Genomic DNA, 22,534 nt, shown 5'->3' with positions numbered 1-22,534 from the left:
CTAAGTTACTGGGTGACGGTGGGGGGAACGACCGTGCAGTCAGAGGTTCAGGTACTGACGGTGCAGGCTGCCCCTCTGTTGGTTTTGCCGCAGCCATTAATCAACCGTCTGGACCCAGGCGCCACCTTGGACTTGAGCAGTTTTAATGGAGATGCTAGAGCTTCCGTGGCGCCCTGGCGTGGAATTGAAGCAGGGCAAGTCATATGCGTGAAAATTACTGGCGGTGCGAAGGAACTGAAGGTAGTGGATGACTATCGGATCGGCGAATCGGAAGTCGCGAGCGGTTTAGTGAACAAGCCAGTGGCACGTAGCTGGTTAACGTCTCTTTCCGATCATCAGCAGATCACAGTAACGTGTGAGGTTAAAGGTCGAGCCGTGTCATTTCAATCAACACAGTATTTTGTCGTACAGGTGCCAATCCCAAAGCTCAGAATGACGTGGCCGTTTAACAGCCGTACATTCGAGGGGTGGACGCCCAGAGGCACATACGTGAATGAACTATTCTCTAACGGAGAAGGCGTGGGTTCGTACACGAGCACAAATAATAATTATGGGCTTGTTATGACATGTCCGATTAAGGTGCAGGCCGGGAAAACATACGATTTTAGCTTTGCAGTGAGGTCTCTGCTTGTGACTGGGAGATCTGGAACAATGTTGCAACTTACAATCAATGGTGCAGGTTACGGTCCTGTCGTGGATACAAGAATACAGCAAGACTGGAAAACAGGCTCGGCGGTTTATACTTCGCCTGTCACGGGAGTTGTAGAGTTGGGCGTATTCAATCATATCGCCAGTGGCGATGGCAATGATTTCATAATTAACTATATTAGCGTGTGGGAGCGTTAGAGGGCACAGAGTAAGCATTGGGGGCGTGACCCACTGTAAAAAGAGGCAGTACTGCTTTAGCCGTAGATCACGCTAGGTAATAAACCCTGCTATAACGGTCCTGCTCGAAGTCAATATAAGTAGTGCGCAGTCGGGACCGTCCTACTCAACCGTAGGCTGTCCCTTTTTATTCCCCATTCAAATCTTCCAATGACTCTCCGTCTTCGCCAACCGCTGCCGCATTGCATCGTAAGCGCTCCATAAACCCCACCGACTTTATTATGGGGGGCGCGCTTAGCTAGGCGACACCGGCGAGCAGTTCCACGGCAACAGCGCTTCGTAATCTTCAACCGAGGTCGCCAGTGGCACCAACGCTTCGCTCAGGGCTGTGTCGCCAGCACGATGTGCGCTTCGGTGCGCGGGCGCTGTGCCGTCGCCCGCAGGTGGAGCTGGGGCCGGCCATTGCTGAATGCCAGCTGCTCGACCCCACTGTTCTAGGGATGCAGGCGACGCTGAGTGGTGAACAATTGGAAGTTTCAAGACACTAGGCTTGCATGTCGCAAAATCATGGCTAATATGATCCGGGTAAAACAAATAAAATCCGGGTAATAAGCCATGCCTACGCAAAACGCTCCACTGTGCACTGCCTTTGTTCGTCACCAACGCGTGGCGGCGGGGGACTATTGCGAAGTCGCTGCGGCGCTGGCGGGTCTTGACCTGCCGGCTGGCAGCTTTCTGGTGTTTGATGACGCCACCGGCACCCAAGTCGATTTCCCGTGGCCCACTGGCTATGCGCCTGAGCCGTCCGCGTCGGTCGTGAGCGATGACGAGCCGCCCGTCACCCCGACGGTCGGCCGCCCAAAGCTTGGCGTGGTGGCGCGGGAAATCACCTTGCTGCCGCGCCACTGGGAATGGCTTGGCCAGCAACGCGGTGGGGCCTCAGCGGCTTTGCGCCGGTTGGTGGATGAAGCGCGCAATGCCCATGCAGCACGTGATCAGACCCGCCAAGCCAAAGAAGCCAGCTATCGTTTCATGAGCGCTATCGGTGGCGACCTGCCCGGTTTTGAAGACGCCTCGCGAGCGTTGTTCGCTGAAGATGCGGCGGCCTTTGCCACTACAATCGCGCATTGGCCCATCGACGTGCAGACGTACATGGCTTGGCTGTCGCGTAATGCTTTCCCCGTCTAACAATAATTGCGGGACTTGAACCACCATGGAAGTCACCCAACAACGGCCGTTGTGGCAGATCTACCTGATCTTTCTGGCACCGATGGTGCTGTCGAATTTTCTGCAAAGCTTTTCCGGCACCCTCAACGGCATCTACGTTGGGCAAATGCTCGGCACCCAGGCGCTGGCGGCGGTATCGGGGATGTTCCCCATCGTATTCTTCTTTATCGCCCTGGTGATCGGCCTGGGAGCGGGCGCTTCGGTGCTGATCGGCCAGGCCTGGGGGGCGCAGGAAACCGCGCTGGTGAAGGTGATTACCGGCGCGACGCTGACCCTTGGCGCGCTGGTGGGGTTGGTTGCAGCCGTGCTCGGCAGCTTATTCGCACGCCCGGCGTTGCAGGCGTTGGGCACCCCGATTGATGTACTCGACGATGCCGTGGGCTATGCCCAGATGATGATGCTGATCATGCCGCTGCTGCTGGTCTTCATCCTCTACACTCAGTTGCTGCGTGGCGTCAGTGACACGATTTCGCCATTGCTGGCGCTGATGGTCTCGACCTTGGTCGGCTTGTTGCTGACCCCGGCGCTGATTCGCGGCTGGATTGGCCTGCCGCCCATGGGCATCCAGAGTGCGGTGTACGCAGGCTTGGTCGGCAACGCCTCGGCGATGCTGTTTCTGATCCTGCGCCTGCGTCATAAAAGCCATGTGATGGCGCCGGACCGTGAGCTGTTCGCCGCCTTGCGCCTGGACCGGGTGATCCTCGGCAAGGTCTTGCGCATCGGCTTGCCGACAGGCTTGCAGATGGTGGTGCTGTCGTTGTCGGAATTGGTCATCCTCGCCTTGGTCAACAGTCATGGCTCCCAGGCCACCGCGGCGTATGGCGCGGTGACGCAGATCGTCAATTACGTGCAGTTCCCGGCGTTGTCGATTGCGATCACTGCGTCGATCCTCGGGGCTCAGGCAATTGGCGCCGGGCGCCTGGAGCGGATCGGGCCGATCCTGCGCACGGGCTTGCTGATCAACACCTGCCTCACCGGCGGCTTGATCGTGCTCGGATACCTGCTGTCGCACTGGTTGCTGGGGCTGTTCATCACCGACGATACGGCGCGGCTCAATGCCGAACACCTGCTGCACATCATGCTGTGGAGCATCCTGGTATTCGGCTTCCAGGCGGTGGTCGGCGGGATCATGCGTGCCAGCGGCGTGGTGCTGATGCCGGTCGCCATCTCTATTTTCTGCGTGCTGTGTGTTGAGCTGCCGATGGCGTACTTGCTCAATGCGCACTTCGGCCTGCAAGGCGTGTGGATGGCATTCCCGGTGACCTACCTGGCGATGCTGGCATTGCAGGCCGCCTATTACCGGTTGGTGTGGCGGCACAAGCAGATCAAACGGCTGGTGTAGCGCGGGCTTATTGCTTCAGCCCGCGCAGCAGTCGCTCCAGACCCTGCAAGCCTTCCGTCAAGCGGTCGCTTGGGTGTTCATCGCGGGCGATCCACAGCGCGGTGTGGACCAGGCTGCCATTGATCAACTGTGCCAGCGCGATGCTGGGGCCTTGCTCGATGGCTCCGGCTTGCATCAAGCCCTCAAGCAACTGACGCAATGACCCCACGCAGTGCTGTTGCGAGCCGGTGTCGCCGAGCACGGCCGGTGCATCCTGCAACATAATGCGTTGGATTTCGTCGTCCTGGGCCATGCGCAAATACGTTCGGCAACGCTCACAGAAACCGTCCCAAGGGTCTAGGGCATGTTCGGTGATGTGCTGCAAACGTGTGTCCATTTCGCTGTCGAGTTGGGCCACCACGGCAGCCAATAGGCCTTTCTTGTCACCAAAGTGATGGTACAAGGCCCCACGAGTCAGGCCGGCACGCGCGGTAAAGTCATCCATCGACGTGTTGGCGTAGCCCTGTGTGGCGAAAGCCTGGCGGGCGCTGGCGATCAGTCGGGCGCGGGTGTCTTCGATCATTTCGGCACGGGCTCGGGTCATGGGTAGGGCTCGCGATGGTTTCTCAGTGATTGACATACGCTGCGTATGTTACGCATGATTTGTCACATACGCACCGTATGTCTGTTGCCGTGATGACTGCAGATAGCAAGATTCAAGGCGTTGAGGATGAGGTTGAGCAGGATGGCAAACCCCTACGCCGAGTTGTTCCAGGCCCCTGGCAGCAGGGCTTTCGTACTGGCCGGCATGCTTGCGCGCATGCCAATATCGATGGCGGGTATCGGCCTGATCACCATGCTGTCGCAGGTGCATGGCGGCTATGGCCTGGCGGGCTCGGTGGCGGCGGTGTTTGCCCTGGCCACGGCGTTTTGCGCGCCGCAGGTTTCACGCTTAGTGGACCGCTACAGTCAGGGCAGGGTGCTACCGATAGCGGCGCTGATTGGTGGTGGGGCGTTGTTGCTGTTGCTGCTGTGCACTCGGTTGCAGGCGCCAAGCTGGACGCTATTTGTGTTCGCCGCCTTGGCCGGTTGCATGCCCAATATGTCGGCCATGGTGCGGGCGCGTTGGACCGAGTTGTATCGTGGCCAGCCGAGGTTGCAGACCGCGTTTGCCCTTGAATCGGTGCTGGACGAGGTGTGTTTCATCATTGGCCCACCGATCTCGGTCGGCCTGAGTGTCGTGCTGTTCCCGGAAGCCGGGCCCTTGGTGGCAGCGCTGCTGCTGGCGGTGGGCGTGACCACCTTCGTGCTGCAACGTGCGACTGAGCCACCGGTGCATGATCACCAGGCGCATCAAGGCCGCTGGTTGATCGCCTCATCTTCGGTGCTGATCTTGATGATCCTGCTGCTGGCCATGGGCGTGATCGTCGGCGTAGTGGATGTGGTCAGCGTCGCCTTTGCCCAGCAGCAAGGCCAGCCGGCGGCGGCGAGCATCGTGCTCTCGGTGTACGCCATCGGCTCGTGCCTGGCGGGGTTGGCCTTTGGCATGCTCAAGCTCAGGGCGCCGTTGCCGCGACAGTTTCTGTGCTGCGGCGTGGCCACAGCGTTGACCACTTTACCGTTGCTGCTGGTCACCAATATCCCCGGGCTGGCGGTGGCGATCTTCATCTCCGGGCTGTTCTTTGCGCCGACGCTGATCGTGTCCATGGCGCTGGTGGAGCAAATCGTCCCACCCAGCCGCCTGACCGAAGGCATGACTTGGTTGATCACCGGCCTGAGCATCGGCGTGGCCATCGGCGCAGCCAGCTCCGGTTGGATGATCGACCACTTTGGCGCCACCAGCGGGTTCTGGGTGGCGCTGGCGGCGGGGGCGGTAGTGTTGGGCTCTGCGGTGCTGGGCTATCGGCGGTTGGGCTGAGTTTCACACTTGGTATCGACCACTGTGTTGATGCCATTCATTGTTGCCCGCCAGCCAGGCTTTTACTCCGCCGAGGAAGCGTTCGAGCTGCGGTGAGGCGTGTTCCAGCAGTTGGTTTTCCTTATCTGCATACCGGCGCACGATTTCATTGTGAGTCTCAGCGGCCAACCACATGCCTTGCTGTAACGAGCAGCCGTGTTCATGTGCGAGCAGCAACGGCAGATTGAAATCACCTATTTCAGGCATGCTCTCTTTGGGCGCGGAGTACACGTCATTGGCAATGATGGTTGCGCTGGCGGCGAGGGTCACGACTTCGCGTACCTGCGCAGAGAAATACACATCAGCCTCAAGTTCGTAGCCACCGACCACATCAATCAGCGCCATGCAGGGTAAGAAGCTGTTGACTTGCCGGTGCGCCAGGTACTCCCAGACACGCGGTAAGCTGTGCTCCATGCGCCATGCCGCTTCTGCGTTCATGGTCACGAACATGGCAATGGTTTCCAGACGCACTCGAGCCGTCTGCGATTCAGAGCCGTAACGAGCCAAATGGCTCATATAGCCTTGTAAGCCACGCAGTACAGGATCGCGATTCAATGCCTGTGTTAACGCGAGGTCATGCGGTGCAATCAGGTGTGCCTTGTCGAGAGCAGCCAGTGCCAGGGACAAACGCGGGCCCAGTAGTCTGGGGTTGGAGCCGCTTCGCTCATCGTCACAATAGTGGTCGTCCACCGCAAACAAAGCAGCGATGCATTTTGCCGAAAGCAGGAGGCGTTCAGGTGTGTCGGTATCGGGGTGGCACAGCATCGCAAAGCGTCCGAAATTCGAAGCGTGCACCTGTTCCAGCTGGCCTTCGAAAATGCCCACTTGACTGACCCAGTCTAGTAACAGGTCATTGACATGATTCCCCAGCGCTTCGTCTACCCGTACCGGCGAGGGGCATTCCAGCGGTGGTATGACGAGCTGGGTCGCCAGATGTCCGTGTTTATTCATCATTGCCTTTCCCTGTGTTGTGGATCGATGTCGTGAACAATCCACCGGTGTTGAACGGTGGTGGGACAACTGCGTGGACCATGGCGGCGCTTGTTCTTGTACGCATTCGCTGGCCTATTGCCGGGCAATCAAGCCGGTGGGCGGACGAAACTGCACATGTTCTGCGCGACCCGCCATGGTCTGAATATGTATCGGGCCAGTCCGTTCCAGGGCCGCGATAACGTCCTGCACCGAGGTCTCAGGAGTCGAAGCGCCTGCGCTGATGCCCACATTCATTTGCGGCGTAAACCAGCGGGTATCCACTTCACTGCCGTCGGCTACCAGGTAGCTGGGCGTACCGCTGGCGTTTCCCAGCGCGCACAAGGTGGTGGCGTTCGCGCTATTGGCGCTGCCGACCACCAGCAGCACATCCACTTGGCTGCAAAGTTCACGCACGGCTTGCTGTCGATTTTGCACCGCGTAGCAAATGTCACGGGCGGCGGGTCCAACAATGGAGGGATAGCGCCGTGTCAACGCTTCGACCACCGTACGAGTGTCATCCACACTCAACGTGGTCTGGGTGAGGTACGCCAGCGAGGTGGTAGCAGGAAACGTCAGCGCTTGGACCTGTTCGGGGGTTTGGATCAACGTGATCGGCGCGTCTACCTGACCCAGGATGCCGGTGACTTCCGGGTGTCCGGGCTCGCCGATCAGGATCAGTTGGTAGCCTTTCGCCGCGTACTGGCGGGCATGGTTATGTACCTTGGTCACCAGCGGGCAGGTCGCGTCGATGACCTCAAGTTGACGTTGTGATGCCTGGTATTCCACATCACGCGCCACGCCATGCGCACTGAAAATAGTCACGGCGCCGAGTGGTACTTGTTCCAGTTCTTCGACAAAAATAGCGCCTTGGTCGCGCAATGCATCGACCACGTGGCGGTTGTGCACGATTTCATGGCGCACGTAGACCGGTGCACCGAATTGTCCCAAGGCCTGCTCGACCGTGTCGATGGCACGTACGACGCCGGCACAGAAACCCCGTGGTTGGGCCAGGATGATGTTCATGTTTATGCACTCGCCTGATAGGTCGATGTACCGTGCGGCAATGGGTGCCCCAACCGCTGATCATCGGTGAACTGCTGTATGGAGTGGGTGTGTCGAACACGCAGTGCAGAGCGCTAGTCAGTTCAAGGATGGCCAGGTCGGCCGCAAGATGGCCTCCGGTGGCACCGACACTGCGTAGGATAAACGCACGTATTTCGTCGGCGAGTGGCCGCGGTGCTGTGGAAGGTAAGGCGCGCAGGCGGGCCGTTGCATCGAGGGTGCCGAAGTGTTCGAACACAGCAAGACTCCGAGGTGTCTATGCCATTGGACGTTACTGCGGACCAAGGGTTAGGGTTAAAACGATGGGGAACTTGGTTTCTAATTTAGACGCTGTGCTGCAAAGCGCAACCCTCCTCGGTTAGTTAAGTTTGGAATTGGATGCCTCAAAGAAATGAATAACCTGCGCCCAGCAAATTAACGCTGGTCCCGTCGATTGTGAGTGGGTAACTGCGCCGGATGCTGCGGCGACCGTGTAGCCGCACGTCATCCCCTTGCCATTCCAACTTGAATTCTTGCGTGGCAAGGATCGAGACCCGCGCCTGGTCCGGGGGGCACGTGCGATTGCCGGGGTCAAATGTTCAGGCTCTGGATCAACTTGCCGCCGGGCACGGATCTGCGCAGTTATGTTGCAAAAACTCACTCAGGGCTTGGTGAGTCAGGTTGTTGAGTGTCACTTTTTTACCGGGCGCGGCCAGGGCCGTAGCCAAATGCAGGTCATGGCCCACACGTACGTTCGCCTCTCGAAAGGCCACGTTGAGCTCTGCGACGGTTTTGTCCTCGTAGCTGACCAGCGTCTTGATAAACAGCACATTGCCAAGCAGGCAGTTGTCCTCGAGGCAGGCTTCGATGGAGCCGATGTAGCCATTGTGTTTCAGTTGGTTGTTCACTGAATCAGTTCTCCTGATTTCAATTGTTCGAAGATCTGGCGCCGAATGTAGTGTTTCAGTTCGTTGCCGGGGTGAGGCTTGTGTCTGCTTCGTGTGTCGTTCCTGACATTGATGTAACCCTTGATGACCGCTCGCTCCAGCCGCTCATCCCCCGCTAATTTTTCCCCGCCCGGTTCGTTTTATAGGGACGACGTGCCTTTGTGCTTCCTGCCTATTGCTCCGGACTCCAAGAAATGAATGCTGAAGACTCCTTGAAACTTGCTCGCCGGTTTATCGGGTTGCCCCTGGAAAAACGCCAAGTGTTCCTGCAGGCCCTGCAGAAAGAAGGCGTGGATTTTTCCCGGTTTCCGATTCCGGCAGGGGTTCAAGCGCAGGACCGCCAGGCCTTGTCCTACGCCCAGCAGCGCATGTGGTTTCTATGGCAGTTGGACCCGGCCAGTGGCGCCTACAACCTGCCCGGCGCCGTGCGGCTCAGGGGCGCGCTCAGCCTGCGTGCGCTGGAGCAAGCCTTTGCCAGCCTGATGGCGCGGCATGAAACCTTGCGCACGGTGTTCCAGCGCCAGGCCGATGAGCGCCTGGTACAGGTTGCGGTAGAGCCGTTGTTGGCCGTCGAGCACCTGGACTTCAGTGCCATGGCCCCCGCTGAGCGTGAGCAGGCCGTCAACGAAGCCGCGACGAGTCAATCGCTGCTGCCGTTCGACCTGGAACACGGCCCGCTGCTGCGCGTGCAATTGCTCAAGCTCGACGTGCAAGAGCATGTGCTACTGCTGACCCTGCACCACATCGTCTCCGACGGCTGGTCAATGAACGTGCTGATCGACGAGTTCATCCGCTGCTACGATGCCCATGAGCGCGGCGAGGCGCCGCAATTGCCCGCGCTGCCGATCCAGTACAGCGACTACGCACTGTGGCAGCGCCGCTGGCTGGAAGCGGGCGAACAGGCGCGTCAGCTGGAGTACTGGCAGGCGCGCTTGGGCGATGAACATCCGGTATTGGAGTTGCCGACGGATCGCTCGCGCCCGGCCATGCCCAGCTACCAGGGCACTCGCCATAATTTCGCCATTGATCCGGGCCTGGCCGCGCAACTGCGCAGTTGCGCGCAGCAGCATAACGTCACCCTGTTCATGCTGCTGCTGGGCGCCTTCAACGTACTGCTGCATCGCTATACCGGGCAGGGCGATATCCGCGTCGGCGTGCCCATCGCCAACCGCAACCGCAGTGAAGTCGAAGGGCTGATCGGCTTCTTCGTTAACACCCAGGTGCTGCGTACCGAACTGACCGGGCAGACCCGCGTTGTCGAGCTGCTGCAAGGCATCAAGGCGCACGCGCTGGGCGCCCAGGACCATCAGGAGTTACCGTTCGAACGTCTGGTGGAAGCGCTGAAGGTCGAGCGCAGCCTCAGCCATACGCCGCTGTTCCAAGTGATGTACAACCACCAGCCCGTAGTGGCCGACATCGCTTCGGTCAGTACTGCTTCCGGCCTGGAGCTGTCACTGGTTGAGTGGCAAGGCCGTACCACCCAATTCGACCTGACCCTCGATACCTTTGAGAAATCCGGCACCTTGCATGCAGCGCTGACCTACGCCAATGACCTGTTCGATGCGCCGTCTGTCGCGCGTATGGCCCGGCACTGGATCAGTCTGCTGCAGGCCATGGTGGCCGATGGCACACAGCGCATCGGTGAGTTGCCGATGCTGGCTGAAGATGAGCAGCGCGTGCTGATCCATACGTGGAACCAGACCGGCGAAGCGTATCCGACCGAGCGCGGCATCCACCAACTGATTGAAGATCAGGTGCGGCGCACACCGGACGCACCAGCCTTGGTGTTTGGCGCAACCACCTTGACCTACGCCCAACTCGATGCCCGCGCCAACCAACTGGCGCACGCATTGCGCGAGCAGGGCGTTGGTCCGGACGTGCTGGTGGGGCTGTGCGTCGAGCGCTCGGTCGAAATGGTGGTGGGTCTGCTCGCGGTCCTCAAGGCAGGCGGTGCCTACGTGCCGTTGGACCCTGAGTACCCCCAGGAACGCCTGGCCTACATGATTGATGACAGCGGCATCGCGTTGCTGCTCACTCAGCACAGCCTGCTGGCGTTGCTGCCTGCCGAAGGCGTCCAAGTGATTGCCCTGGACGCGTCGTCAACCTGGCTCGACGCCTACAGCAGCGCATCACCCGCCGTGGCTATCCACGCGCTGAACCTGGCTTACGTGATCTACACCTCCGGCTCCACCGGTAAGCCCAAAGGCGCCAGCAACAGCCATCGCGCATTGGTCAACCGGTTGTGCTGGATGCAACAGGCTTACGGGTTGGATGCCAGTGATGCCGTCCTGCAGAAAACCCCTTTCAGCTTTGACGTGTCGGTATGGGAGTTCTTCTGGCCGTTGATGACCGGCGCCCGCCTGGTGGTCGCCACGCCTGGCGAACATCGCGAGCCGGCGCGCCTGATCGAAACCATTGACCGCCACGCCATCACCACCTTGCACTTCGTGCCGTCGATGCTGCAAGCGTTTATCCATGAGCCGGGGGTGCACGCTTGTGCCAGCCTCAAGCGCATCGTGTGCAGCGGTGAAGCTTTGCCTCTGGACGCGCAACTGCAGGTGTTCGCCAAGCTGCCAACGGCGGGTTTATTCAACCTCTATGGCCCGACCGAAGCGGCTATCGACGTGACCCACTGGACCTGCGTCGACGAAGGCGTCGACAGCGTGCCCATCGGCCGCCCGATCGCCAACCTTGCCACCTACGTACTCGACGCCCAACTCAAACCGGTGCCAGCCGGTGTCTCCGGCGAGCTGTACCTGGGCGGTACCGGCCTGGCGCGCAGCTACCACCGTCGCCCCGCGCTGACGGCCGAGCGGTTCGTGCCCAGCCCGTTCATCCACGGCGAGCGCCTTTACCGCACCGGCGACCGCGTGTGTCAGCGCGCCGATGGCGTGATCGAATACCTCGGCCGTCTCGACCATCAAGTGAAGCTGCGCGGCTTGCGTATCGAGCTGGGCGAAATCGAAACGCGCCTGATGCAACATCCTTCAGTACGAGAAGCGGTGGTGCTGGTGCAGGGCGGCAAGCAACTGGTCGCTTACCTGGTGCTCGAGGGTGAAGCACCGACCGACCTTAAGGCCTGGCTGCTCAGCAGCCTGCCGGAATACATGGTGCCCACCCACCTGGTGCACTTGGCCAAACTGCCGGTGACCGCCAACGGCAAGCTCGACCGCAAGGCATTGCCGGTGCCGGATGCGGCGCCGCAACACGTGTTTGTCGCACCTTCCAGCGATGTGCAAAAAGCCTTGGCGGTGATCTGGAGCGATGTACTCGGCGTTGAACAGGTCGGTCTGGACGACAACTTCTTCGAGCTGGGCGGCGATTCGATCATTTCCATTCAGGTGGTCAGCCGCGCGCGCCAGGCAGGCATTCGCATCAGCCCTCGCGACCTGTTCCAGTACCAGAGTGTGCGCAGCCTGGCGCTGGTAGCAGCCTTTGAACAGACGGCCGTTATCGATCAAGCGCCGGTCACCGGTGAGGTGATCCTGACGCCGGTGCAGCAACACTTTTTCGCTCAGGCAATCCCGGCACGGCACCATTGGAACCAGTCGTTGCTGCTGACACCGCGCGAGTCCCTGGAACCTGCCCGGCTGGAGGCGGCGCTGACGCAACTGATCAACCATCACGACGGGCTGCGCCTGCGATTTGTGCACCAAGGCGACGCCTGGCAGCAAGCCCACGGTGCGCCCGTCGCCGAGTCGGCGCTGTGGCAATCCCAGGCAACCGATGACACGCAATTGGCCGCGCTATGCGATGAAGCCCAGCGCAGCCTGGACCTGGAACAAGGCCCACTGTTGCGTGCAGCGCTAGTGCAGATGGCCGATGGCACCCAGCGCCTGCTGCTGGTGGCCCATCACCTGGTGGTCGACGGCGTGTCCTGGCGCATTTTGCTGGAAGACCTGCAACAGGCTTACCGCGAAGCCAGATTGCCGAACAAGACCAGCAGCTACCAGCAATGGGCGCAGCAATTGCAGGCCCACGCGCACACCCTCGACGATCAGCTTCCGTTCTGGCTGGCGCAGTCCAGCGACGCTGAATTACCGTGCGACAACCCCCACGGCGGCCTGCAAAACCGCCTGGGCACCCAGCTCGAAACCCGCCTCAGTGCCGAATTCACCCGCCAACTGCTGCAGGATGCGCCTGCGGCCTATCGCACTCAGGTCAACGACCTGCTGCTGACGGCGCTGGCGCGGGTGATCAGCCGTTGGAGCGGCCAATCAGGCGCATTGATTCAGCTGGAAGGGCACGGTCGCGAAGACCTGTTCGACGCCGTTGACCTGAGCCGTACGGTCGGCTGGTTCACCAGCCTGTTCCCGGTGCGTTTGCAGGCCGATGGCGAACTGCCGAGCGCGATCAAGTCGATCAAGGAGCAACTGCGCGCGATCCCGCAGAAGGGCTTGGGCTACGGCCTGCTGCGCTACCTGGGCAACCCACAGTCGCGCGAAACCCTGGCAGGCTTGGCTGCGCCGCGTATCACCTTCAACTACTTGGGGCAGTTCGACCGCCAGTTCAATGAAGCGGCGCTGTTCGTGCCCGCCGCGCAAGGTAGCGGCCAGGCTCAGGACTGCGAAGCGCCGTTGGCCAACTGGCTGACGGTGGAAGGGCAGGTGTATGGCGGTGAGCTGTCGCTGCAATGGGGCTTCAGCCGCGAGATGTTCAACGCCGCAACCATTGAGCGCCTGGCCGATGACTACGCGATGGAACTCGAGGCCTTGATCGAGCATTGCTGCGCAACGCCGGCAGGTCAGGTGACGCCGTCGGACTTCCCGCTGGCACGCCTGAGCCAGCAGCAGCTGGATGCACTGCCGGTGGCCGGGCCGGACATCGCTGACCTTTACCCGCTGTCGCCGATGCAGCAAGGCATGCTGTTCCACACCCTTTACGAACCCGAGGCCCAGGCCTATATCAACCAGTTGCGCCTGGACATTGACGGCCTCGATCTGCTGACCTTCGGCCGTGCCTGGCAAGCGGCGCTGGACCGGCATGACATTCTGCGCAGCAGCTTCCATTGGCTGGGCCTGGACAGTGCCCATCAGGTGATCAAGCGTCAGGTCGACGTGCAGTTGCAGGTGATCGAAGACGTGAATGCCGACCTTGATGCCCTGGCCGATGCCGAGCGCTCACGCGGCTTTGAATTGAATGCCGCACCGCTGTTTCGTCTGATGCTGGTGCGTGGCGTCGGGTCTGCCTGGCACTTCATCTTCACCAGCCACCACATCCTCATGGATGGCTGGAGTAATGCGCAGTTGCTCGGCGAAGTGATTGCCCACTATGCAGGCCAGACCTTGGAGGCGCCGCTGGGGCAGTTCCGCGATTACGTGGGCTGGCTGCAACAGCAACCGTCGGGCGAGACGTTCTGGAAAGCGGCCATGGCGCCGTTGCAAGCGCCAACGTTGCTGGCCCAGGCGCTGCGTGCGCCAGTCGACGGCGTGGGCATGGCTGATCATCAAGTGACGCTGGGCGACACCTTTACCCAAGCGCTTGGCGAGTTTGCCCGCCAACAAAAAGTCACGCTCAATACTGTGCTGCAAGGCGCCTGGAGCCTGTTGTTGCAACGCTACACCGGTCAGGATTGCGTGGCGTTTGGCGCTACTGTTGCCGGGCGTTCGGTACCATTGCCGGGGATCGAGCAACAACTGGGCTTGTTCATCAACACCTTGCCGATCATCAGTGCGGCTTCACCCGCTCAGTCGGCCAGCGCTTGGCTCAGTGAGCTGCAAGCCCTTAACCTGAGTTTGCGCGACCATGAGCACGTGCCGCTCTACGACATTCAGGCGTGGGCCGGTCAACAAGGTGCAGCGTTGTTCGACACCTTGCTGGTGTTTGAAAACTTCCCGGTGGCCGAAGCGTTGAACCAAGGCGCGCCCGCTGGCCTAACCTTCGGTGGGATGCACAACCACGAACGCACCAACTACCCGCTGACCCTGGGCGTCGAGTTGGGTGCCAGCCTGCGTCTGGAATTCGGCTACGACCGTGCCCACTTCAGCGAGCGTCAGGTCATACAGCTGGGCGCTAACCTGCGTCACCTGCTGACGCAACTGGTAGCGGATGCGAGCGTGGCGCTTGGCAACCTGCAGTTGCTGGACGCCGCCGCGCAGCACCAAGTACTCAGTCTCAGCCAATCCGTTGGTGCTGCGCCGCGTCATCAGCGTGTGCACGAGCGCATCGCTGCCCAGGCCCATGCCACACCTGACGCGCTGGCGGTTCAGGCGGGCAGTGAGCGCCTGAGCTATGCCCAGCTCAACCAGCGGGCCAACCGTCTTGCCCACCGCCTGTTGGCGCTGGGCGTGGGGCCGGGCCAGCGCGTCGGCCTGGCCAGTCGGCGTGGCCCGCAGTTGATCGTCAGCTTGCTGGCGGTGCTCAAAAGCGGCGCAGCCTATGTGCCGCTGGACCCGAAATACCCAGCCGAGCGCCTGGCCTACATGCTCGCAGACAGTCGCCTGGACCTGCTGCTCAGCGAAACCGGGTTGCTCGCCGATCTGCCGCTGCCGCAAGGGTTGATCCGCGTGGATTTCAGCGCCTGCGGTGAAGAACTGGACAGCTACCCGGCAACCAATCCACCCCGCCATGCGGCGGCCGCCGACCTGGCGTATGTGATCTACACCTCCGGCTCCACCGGCCTGCCCAAAGGCGTGGCCATCGACCATGCCGCCCTCGGTCAGTTCTGTGACAGCGCCGAGGCGTACAGCCGCCTGTGTGCCGAAGACCGCGTGCTGCAATTTGCCACCTTCAGCTTTGACGGCTTTGTCGAGCAGTGCTACCCGCCATTGTGCGTAGGCGCCGCCTTGATTATGCGCGGCGATGAACTGTGGGACGCGGGGCAGTTGGCACGCGAGATCGTCGAGCAGGGCGTGACACTGGCCGACTTGCCCGCCGCTTACTGGTATTTGTTGGCCAAGGAGTGCGCGGCCGACCGCCGCAGCTTGGGCAACCTGCGCCAAGTGCATGTGGGCGGCGAGGCGATGTCGGTGGAAGGCGTGCGAGCCTGGCATGCCGCCGGGCTGGGCGACGTAAGGCTGGTCAATACTTATGGGCCGACCGAGGCGACGGTGGTGTCCAGCGTGCACGACTGCCAACTGGCGGATGCCAGTGATGCGTTCGGTGTGCCGATCGGGCGGGCTATCGCTGGCCGCTCGCTGTATGTGCTCGACAGCGGTTTCGAGCTGCTGGCCACCGACGGCGTCGGTGAGCTATGCATCGGCGCCGAGGCGGGCCTGGCCCAGCGTTATTTCGACCGCCCGGCCTTGACCGCCGAACGCTTCCTGCCCGACCCGTTTTCCAGCGAGCCGGGCGCGCGGCTTTACCGCAGCGGCGACTTGGCCCGTTACAACGCGGCAGGTGCGCTGGAATACGTCGGTCGTATCGACCATCAAGTCAAAATTCGCGGCTACCGCATCGAAATGGGCGAGATCGAGGCCTGCCTGCAAGCCTTGCCGGCGGTGCGTGATGCCGCCGTCATCGCCCAGCCGAGTGGGGTGGGCATGCAATTGGTCGCCTATGTGGTGCCCGCCCACGGTCAAACCCTGGACGCGCAAGCCCTGGCGGCAACCTTGCGCCAGTCGCTGCCGGACTACATGGTGCCAGCGCACTGGCTGGTGCTTGACGCCTTGCCGCTGAACAACAACGGCAAGCTCGACCGCCGTGCGCTGCCGACGCCTGACCTGAACCTGCGCCAACAGGCCTTTGTGGCGCCACAAACTCCGTTGCAAGTGCAGCTGGCGGCGATCTGGCAAGCGGTGTTGCAGGTCGAGCAGGTGGGCCTCACGGATCATTTTTTCGCACTGGGCGGGCATTCGTTGCTGGCGACCCAAGTGATTTCTCGCGTGCGTCATGAGTTGAAGCTGGAAGCGCCGTTGCGCGCACTCTTCGAGCAGCCGACGCTGCAAGCGTTCGCCACGGCGTGTTCAGGGTTGCATCAACACTGCACACAACCGCTGGTGGCGCTGGAGCGCGGGCAGCCGATGGCGCTGTCTTTCGCCCAGGAGCGCCAATGGTTCCTGTGGCAACTGGACCCCTCCAGCGCCGCGTATCACGTGCCTACGGCATTGCATCTGCGTGGCCAGCTCGATATCACCGCGCTGGAGCGCGCGTTCCAGGCACTGGTGGCACGCCATGAGCCTTTGCGCACCACCTTTGTGGAAGACGCTGAGCAGACCTGGCAGGTGATTCACCCCACGCTGGCGATGCCTGTCGAGCAGGCGAGGGTAGAGGCTGCGGCGATCCAGGCGTGTGTGGAGCAAGAAATCCAGCGCCCGTTCGATCTGCGTAACGGCCCGCTGATGCGCGTCAAACTGCTGGTGATCACGCCCGATCACCATGTGCTGGTCATCACCCAGCACCACATCATCTCCGACGGTTGGTCGATGCACGTCATGGTGCAAGAGTTGGTTGCCCTGTATCAGGGCCAGGCTCAGTTACCGGCATTGCCACTCCAGTACGCCGACTATGCTGTGTGGCAACGCGATTGGATGGCGGCCGGTGAAAAACAGCGCCAGCTCGATTACTGGCAACAACGCCTGGGCGATGAGCATCCGGTGCTGGAATTGCCTCTGGACCACCCGCGTCCAGCGGTGCAAAGCTTGCGTGGCGCGCGTCAGCAGGTCGAGCTTGACGCTGCACTGCTGGCCGACCTGAACGCGTTGGCCGAGCGCGAAGACGTGACCCTGTTCATGCTCTTGCTGGCCTCGTTCCAAACCCTGCTGCATCGCTACAGTGGCCAGAACCGGCTGCGTGTCGGCGTGCCGATCGCCAACCGAAACCGCCTTGAAACCGAGCGACTCATTGGTTTCTTCGTCAATACTCAAGTCATCCAAGTCGATCTGGACGGGCAGATGGCCTTCCATCAATTGCTCGCCCAGGTCAAACAGCGCGCCCTGGAGGCTCAGGCCCATCAGGATTTGCCGTTCGAACAACTGGTGCAAGCGCTGCAGCCAGAGCGCAGCCTCAGTCACAACCCACTGTTCCAAGTGATGTTCAATCACCAGGACAACCTGCGCGTCGGCCCGGTGCAATTGCCCGGCCTGGCATTGCAGCCGCTGGACTGGGCAGCCAACACCACGCAGTTCGATCTGAGCCTGGAAACCGAAGAGTCCGCCACAGGCCTGTGGGCCTCGCTTACCTACGCCACCGACCTGTTCGCGCCCGCCACCCTGGAACGCCTTGCACAACACTGGCAGAACCTGCTGCGCGCAGTGGTGAATGACGCCTCGCAGGCGCTGGATGAACTGCCGATGCTCAGCGCGCAGCAATGGCAGCAGACTCTGCACCGCTGGAATGACAGCCACACCGAGTACCCGCAGACGCGCTGCGTGCATCACTTGTTCGAAGCGCAAGCACTGGCAACACCGCACGCGATTGCGCTGCAATTCAATGGCGACGCCCTGAGCTACTGCGACCTCAACCGCCGCGCCAACCGCCTCGCTCATCGCCTGATTGCGGCGGGCGTCGGCCCGGACGTGTTGGTGGCCGTACATGTCGAACGCTCGCTGGACATGGTCGTCGGCCTGCTGGCAACCCTCAAGGCCGGTGGCGCCTATGTGCCGCTTGACCCGCAGTTCCCGGCCCATCGACTGGCGTTCATGCTTGAAGACAGCCAGGCTCGCGTGTTGCTGACCCAGCCACAGCTGAGCGGCCGCCTGGCGCAACCGAGCGGGCTGCACGTGTTGCTGGTCGATGATGTCAGCGGGGAAGAACACAACCCGCAGGTCACTGTCACGCCGGAGCACCTGGCCTACGTGATCTACACCTCCGGTTCCACCGGCAAGCCCAAGGGCGTGATGGTGCGGCATCAGGCGCTGTGCAGCTTCACCTGCGGCATGGCCGATAGCCTGGCACTCGGCGCGGACGCGCGGGTGCTGTCGTTGACCACGTTCTCGTTCGACATCTTCGCCCTCGAGCTGTACGTGCCGCTGATAGTCGGCGCCACGGTGCTGCTGAGCGGGCAGGAATTGGCCCTCGACCCGGAGGCGATTCTCGACCTGGTGCACAGCCAGTCCGCCAGTGTGCTGCAAGCCACGCCTTCGACCTGGCGCATGCTGCTGGAAAGCCCGCGCGCGTCTCTGCTACAGGGCATCAAGTGCCTGTGTGGCGGCGAAGCGCTGCCGGTCGACCTGGCCCAACGCTTGCTCGATCTGCAGGGCCCGGTGTGGAACCTCTATGGCCCGACGGAAACCACCATCTGGTCGGCTGCCCATCGTTTGCAGCAGGCGCAGCCTTTTGTCGGTCGCCCGATCGCCAACACCACGTTGTTCATTCTCAACGCCGGGCTGACGCCATGCCCATTGGGAGCTGCCGGTGAATTGCTGATCGGCGGTGTTGGCCTGGCACGCGGTTATCATGCGCGTCCAGCGCTCACCGCCGAACGCTTCGTGCCCAACCCTTATGGTGCGCCCGGCGAACGCCTGTACCGCACCGGTGACCTGGCGCGCTATCGCCCTGACGGCGTGGTGGAGTACATCGGCCGCATGGACCATCAGGTCAAGGTGCGCGGGTTCCGTATCGAATTGGGTGAAATCGAAGCGTGCCTGCGTGAAAACCCGGCGGTGCGCGAAGCGGTGGTGCTGGCTGACAACGACCGCTTGATCGCGTACCTGGTGACCTTCACCGCCGCACAACAGGCTGCGCTGCGTGATCAGTACAAGGCGCAACTGCGCAAGCGCCTGCCGGACTACATGGTGCCCGCACAGCTGATATTCCTTGAAAGCCTGCCATTGACCCCGAACGGCAAGCTCGACCGCAACGCGCTGCCCAAGGCTGATGCCGAGCTATTGCTCAAAGCCTTTGTGGCGCCCGTGAGTCAGCGTGAGCAGCAGGTCGCGGCGATCTGGGCCGATGTGCTGGAGGTGCCGCAAGTGGGTCTCGACGACCACTTCTTTGAACTGGGCGGGCATTCGCTGCTGGCCACACGGGTGGTGTCACGCGTACGCCAGGCACTGGGGCTGGAGGTGGCGCTCAAACGTCTGTTCGAACAGCCCGTGCTCGCTGATTTCGTGCGCACATTGGGCGAGGAGGGCGTGACTGCGCCAGCCTTGCTCAAGGCCGACCGCACGCACTCCTTGCCGCTGTCTTACGCCCAGGAGCGCCAGTGGTTCCTCTGGCAACTCGACCCGCAAAGCTCGGCGTACCACATCCCCAGCACCCTGCGTTTGCAAGGCGCGCTGGACGTGGCCGCGTTGCAACGCAGTTTTGACACGCTGTTGGCACGCCATGAAAGCCTGCGCACGCATCTGCGTCAGGAGGCCGGCGCCGCCGTGCAAGTGATTGAAGACCTGGGCCTGATTGAAATCGAACGTTGCGATACCGATGAGGCCGGGCTCAAGGTGCAAGTGGCCAAGGCCGTCGCGCAGCCGTTCGACTTGTTACGTGGGCCGTTGCTGCGGGTCAAGTTGTTGCGCCTGGCCGAGGACGATCACGTGATGGTGCTGGTGCAGCATCACATCGTCTCCGATGGCTGGTCGATGCAATTGATGGTCGAGGAACTGGTGAAACTGTACGCGGCCTTCAGCGAGGGCCACACGCCGCAGTTGCCGGCCTTGCCGATTCAATACGCCGACTACGCGCTATGGCAGCGCAACTGGATGGAAGCCGGCGAGAAAGCGCGCCAACTGACCTACTGGCGTGAGCAGTTGGGCGGCGAGCAGCCGGTACTGGAGCTGCCGTTCGACCACCAGCGTCCAGCGTTGCCGACCCATCGCGGTGCGCGTTTTGGCATTGAGTTGAAGCCGCACCTGTTGGCCAGCTTGCGCAGCCTGGCGAACGAAGCTGGCGTCACGTTGCCGATGCTGTTGCTGGCGGCCTACCAGGCTTTGCTGCATCGCTACAGCGGCCAGGAAGACGTGCGCGTCGGCGTGCCGATCGCCAACCGTAACCGCCTTGAAACCGAAGGCCTGATCGGCTTCTTCGTCAATACTCAAGTGCTCAAGGCCGACATCAACGGCCAGATGAGCGTGGCGCAACTGTTGCACCAGGTGCGCCAACGCTCACTGGACGCTCAAGCGCATCAAGACCTGCCCTTCGAGCAACTGGTGGAGGCGCTGCAACCGGAACGCAGCATGAGCCTGAGCCCCTTGTTTCAGGTGCTGTTCAACCACCGTGTGACCTCAGCGGACTGCCATTTGCAGCGCTTGTCGGGTCTGCAGGTTGAGGTATTGAGTTGGGATGAAGGCGTCGCCCAGTTCGACCTGGCGCTGGATGTGGAGGAATCACGCGAAGCCTTGCGTGCGTCCCTGAGTTACGCCACCGATCTGTTTGCCCACTCCACCATCGAACGCATGGCCGGGCATTGGCAGAACCTGTTGCAGGCCATGGTCGACGATCAGCAACAGGCCATCGGCCAACTGAACCTGCTGAACGACGATGAGCAACAGCACATTTTGCAGTTGTGGAATCAAACCGATTCGGGCTTCTCGGCCAAGCGCCTGGTGCACGAACGGGTGGCCGACCGTGCGCGGGAAAACCCGCAGGCCGTGGCGGTTAAATTCGATGCGCACACCCTGACTTACGGCGAACTCGATGCTCAGGCTAATCGCCTCGCGCATGCGCTGATCGCCCGTGGCGTAGGGCCGGAAGTGCGCGTGGCCATCGCCATGCCGCGCAGCGCCGAAATCATGGTGGCGTTCCTCGCCGTGCTCAAAGCCGGTGGCGTGTATGTGCCGCTGGATATTGAGTACCCGCGTGATCGCCTGCTCTACATGATGGACGACAGCCGCGCCAAGCTGTTGCTGACCCACTCGGCGGTGCAGCAGCGGCTGCCCATCCCTGGAGGGCTGGATGCGCTGGCGATTGATCGCACCGAGGATTGGGCCGACTGCAGCGACACCGCACCAGGTGTCGCCCTGGACGGCGACAACCTGGCCTACGTGATTTACACCTCCGGCTCCACCGGCATGCCCAAAGGCGTGGCGGTGTCTCACGGCCCGCTGGTAGCGCACATTATTGCCACCGGCGAGCGCTATGAAACCGGCCCGGCCGATTGCGAATTGCACTTTATGTCCTTCGCCTTTGACGGCGCCCACGAAGGCTGGATGCACCCGCTGATCAATGGCGCCAGCGTGTTGATCCGCGATGACAGCCTGTGGCTGCCGGAATACACCTACGCGCAAATGCACCGCCATAACGTGACGATGGCGGTGTTCCCACCGGTTTACCTGCAACAACTGGCCGAACACGCCGAGCGCGACGGCCACCCACCGGCGGTGCGGGTGTACTGCTTTGGCGGTGACGCGGTGGCGCAGGCCAGCTACGACCTGGCCTGGCGCGCGCTCAAGCCGACCTACCTGTTCAACGGCTACGGCCCCACCGAAACCGTGGTGACACCGCTGCTGTGGAAGGCGCGCAAGGGCGACCCGTGCGGCGCCGTTTATGCACCGATTGGCACACTGCTGGGCAACCGCAGCGGCTACGTGCTGGACGCGCAACTCAACCTGCAACCCATCGGCGTCGCCGGTGAGTTGTACCTGGGTGGCGAGGGCGTGGCCCGTGGCTACCTTGAGCGTCCGGCCCTGACTGCCGAGCGCTTCGTGCCGGACCCGTTCGGCAAGCCCGGCAGCCGTGTGTACCGCAGCGGCGACTTGACCCGTGGCCGCCCGGACGGCGTGGTGGACTACCTGGGTCGTGTCGACCATCAGGTGAAAATCCGTGGTTTCCGTATCGAGCTGGGTGAAATCGAGGCGCGCTTGCGCGAGCAGGACAGCGTCGGTGAAACCGTGGTGGTGGCCCAGGAAGGCCCGACCGGCAAGCAACTGGTGGCGTACGTGGTGCCCACCGATCTCGCGCTGATCAACCAGGCTGAGTTGCGCGACGTCTTGCGCCGTGGCCTCAAGACCCGCCTGCCGGATTACATGGTGCCTACGCACTTCATGTTCCTGGCGCAGATGCCGCTGACCCCCAACGGCAAGCTCGACCGCAAGGGCTTGCCCGCACCGGATGCGAGCCTGATGCAGCAACGCTACGTAGCCCCCGAGACCGAACTGGAACAGCAGATTGCGGCGATCTGGGCCGAGGTGTTGCGCCTGCCGCAAGTGGGCCTGGACGACAATTTCTTCGAAGTCGGCGGCCATTCCTTGCTGGCGATCCAGATCACGTCGCGGGTTCAGGTCGAGTTAAGCCTGGAAGTGCCCCTGGTTGAAGTGTTCCAGACCGAAACGCTGCGCGCCTATGTGCAGGCCGCAGCCACCTTCCGTGCCGGCAGTGCGGAAGATTTTGATGATCTTCGTGACTTTTTGAGCGAACTAGAGGCGATTTGAA

At 61.8% G+C, this 22,534-nt stretch carries 10 protein-coding genes and 1 pseudogene; 5 read left to right on the top strand and 6 right to left on the bottom strand.

The genetic code is table 11. The features are described 5' to 3' along the window. From FW764_RS02625 to FW764_RS02615, 3 genes are all read left to right on the top strand, one after another. Nucleotides 1-846, top strand: an 846-nt coding sequence (locus tag FW764_RS02625; RefSeq protein WP_446432616.1) for a carbohydrate binding domain-containing protein, incomplete at its 5' end; no start/stop codon positions are given. 594 nt (nucleotides 847-1,440) lie between these two features. After that, entirely contained in the window at nucleotides 1,441-2,013 is a 573-nt protein-coding gene (locus FW764_RS02620) for a DUF2239 family protein (RefSeq protein WP_446432615.1), read from the top strand. 25 nt (nucleotides 2,014-2,038) lie between these two features. Beyond that, a complete protein-coding gene (locus tag FW764_RS02615; RefSeq protein WP_446432614.1) occupies nucleotides 2,039-3,394 on the top strand; it encodes an MATE family efflux transporter in 1,356 nt (451 codons plus the stop codon). Nucleotides 3,395-3,401: 7 nt separating this feature from the next. On the opposite strand, the gene FW764_RS02610 is transcribed toward FW764_RS02615, so the two are convergent. Beyond that, a complete protein-coding gene (locus tag FW764_RS02610; protein ID WP_446432613.1) occupies nucleotides 3,402-3,977 on the bottom strand; it encodes a TetR/AcrR family transcriptional regulator in 576 nt (191 codons plus the stop codon). 141 nt (nucleotides 3,978-4,118) lie between these two features. On the opposite strand from FW764_RS02610, the gene FW764_RS02605 reads away from it, so the two are divergent. Next, complete coding sequence (locus tag FW764_RS02605; RefSeq protein WP_446432612.1) at nucleotides 4,119-5,291, top strand: MFS transporter; 1,173 nt, start codon at nucleotides 4,119-4,121, stop codon at nucleotides 5,289-5,291. Between the two features lie 3 nt (nucleotides 5,292-5,294). Here the strand turns inward: FW764_RS02605 and FW764_RS02600 are convergent, their stop codons facing one another. The 5 genes and pseudogenes from FW764_RS02600 to FW764_RS02580 form a co-directional block, all read right to left on the bottom strand. Then, nucleotides 5,295-6,326, bottom strand: coding sequence for a family 2 encapsulin nanocompartment cargo protein terpene cyclase (locus tag FW764_RS02600; protein ID WP_446432630.1), 1,032 nt, complete (start codon nucleotides 6,324-6,326; stop codon nucleotides 5,295-5,297). 69 nt (nucleotides 6,327-6,395) lie between these two features. Continuing rightward, complete coding sequence (ispH, locus tag FW764_RS02595) at nucleotides 6,396-7,325, bottom strand: 4-hydroxy-3-methylbut-2-enyl diphosphate reductase (RefSeq protein WP_446432611.1); 930 nt, start codon at nucleotides 7,323-7,325, stop codon at nucleotides 6,396-6,398. Continuing rightward, complete coding sequence (locus tag FW764_RS02590) at nucleotides 7,213-7,602, bottom strand: 1-deoxy-D-xylulose-5-phosphate synthase N-terminal domain-containing protein (protein ID WP_446432610.1); 390 nt, start codon at nucleotides 7,600-7,602, stop codon at nucleotides 7,213-7,215. The genes ispH and FW764_RS02590 overlap by 113 nt, the downstream gene beginning before the upstream one ends. A gap of 352 nt (nucleotides 7,603-7,954) precedes the next feature. Beyond that, nucleotides 7,955-8,251: a toxin-antitoxin system HicB family antitoxin gene (locus tag FW764_RS02585; protein WP_446432609.1), complete on the bottom strand. Its 297-nt coding sequence runs from the start codon at nucleotides 8,249-8,251 to the stop codon at nucleotides 7,955-7,957. Beyond that, nucleotides 8,248-8,334 (bottom strand): annotated as a pseudogene (locus tag FW764_RS02580) (type II toxin-antitoxin system HicA family toxin); the annotation flags it as partial. The pseudogene FW764_RS02580 and the gene FW764_RS02585, both read right to left, overlap by 4 nt. 150 nt (nucleotides 8,335-8,484) lie before the next feature. On the opposite strand from FW764_RS02580, the gene FW764_RS02575 reads away from it, so the two are divergent. After that, nucleotides 8,485-22,533 (top strand): non-ribosomal peptide synthase/polyketide synthase, encoded by a 14,049-nt coding sequence (locus FW764_RS02575; RefSeq protein ID WP_446432608.1) that lies wholly within the window; start codon nucleotides 8,485-8,487, stop codon nucleotides 22,531-22,533. The last annotated feature ends 1 nt before the right edge of the window (nucleotide 22,534 follow it).

Source organism: Pseudomonas sp. 1152_12, assembly GCF_052850675.1.
The sequence above is the reverse complement of the archived record's forward strand: the minus strand, read 5'-3'. Positions and strand labels throughout refer to the sequence as shown.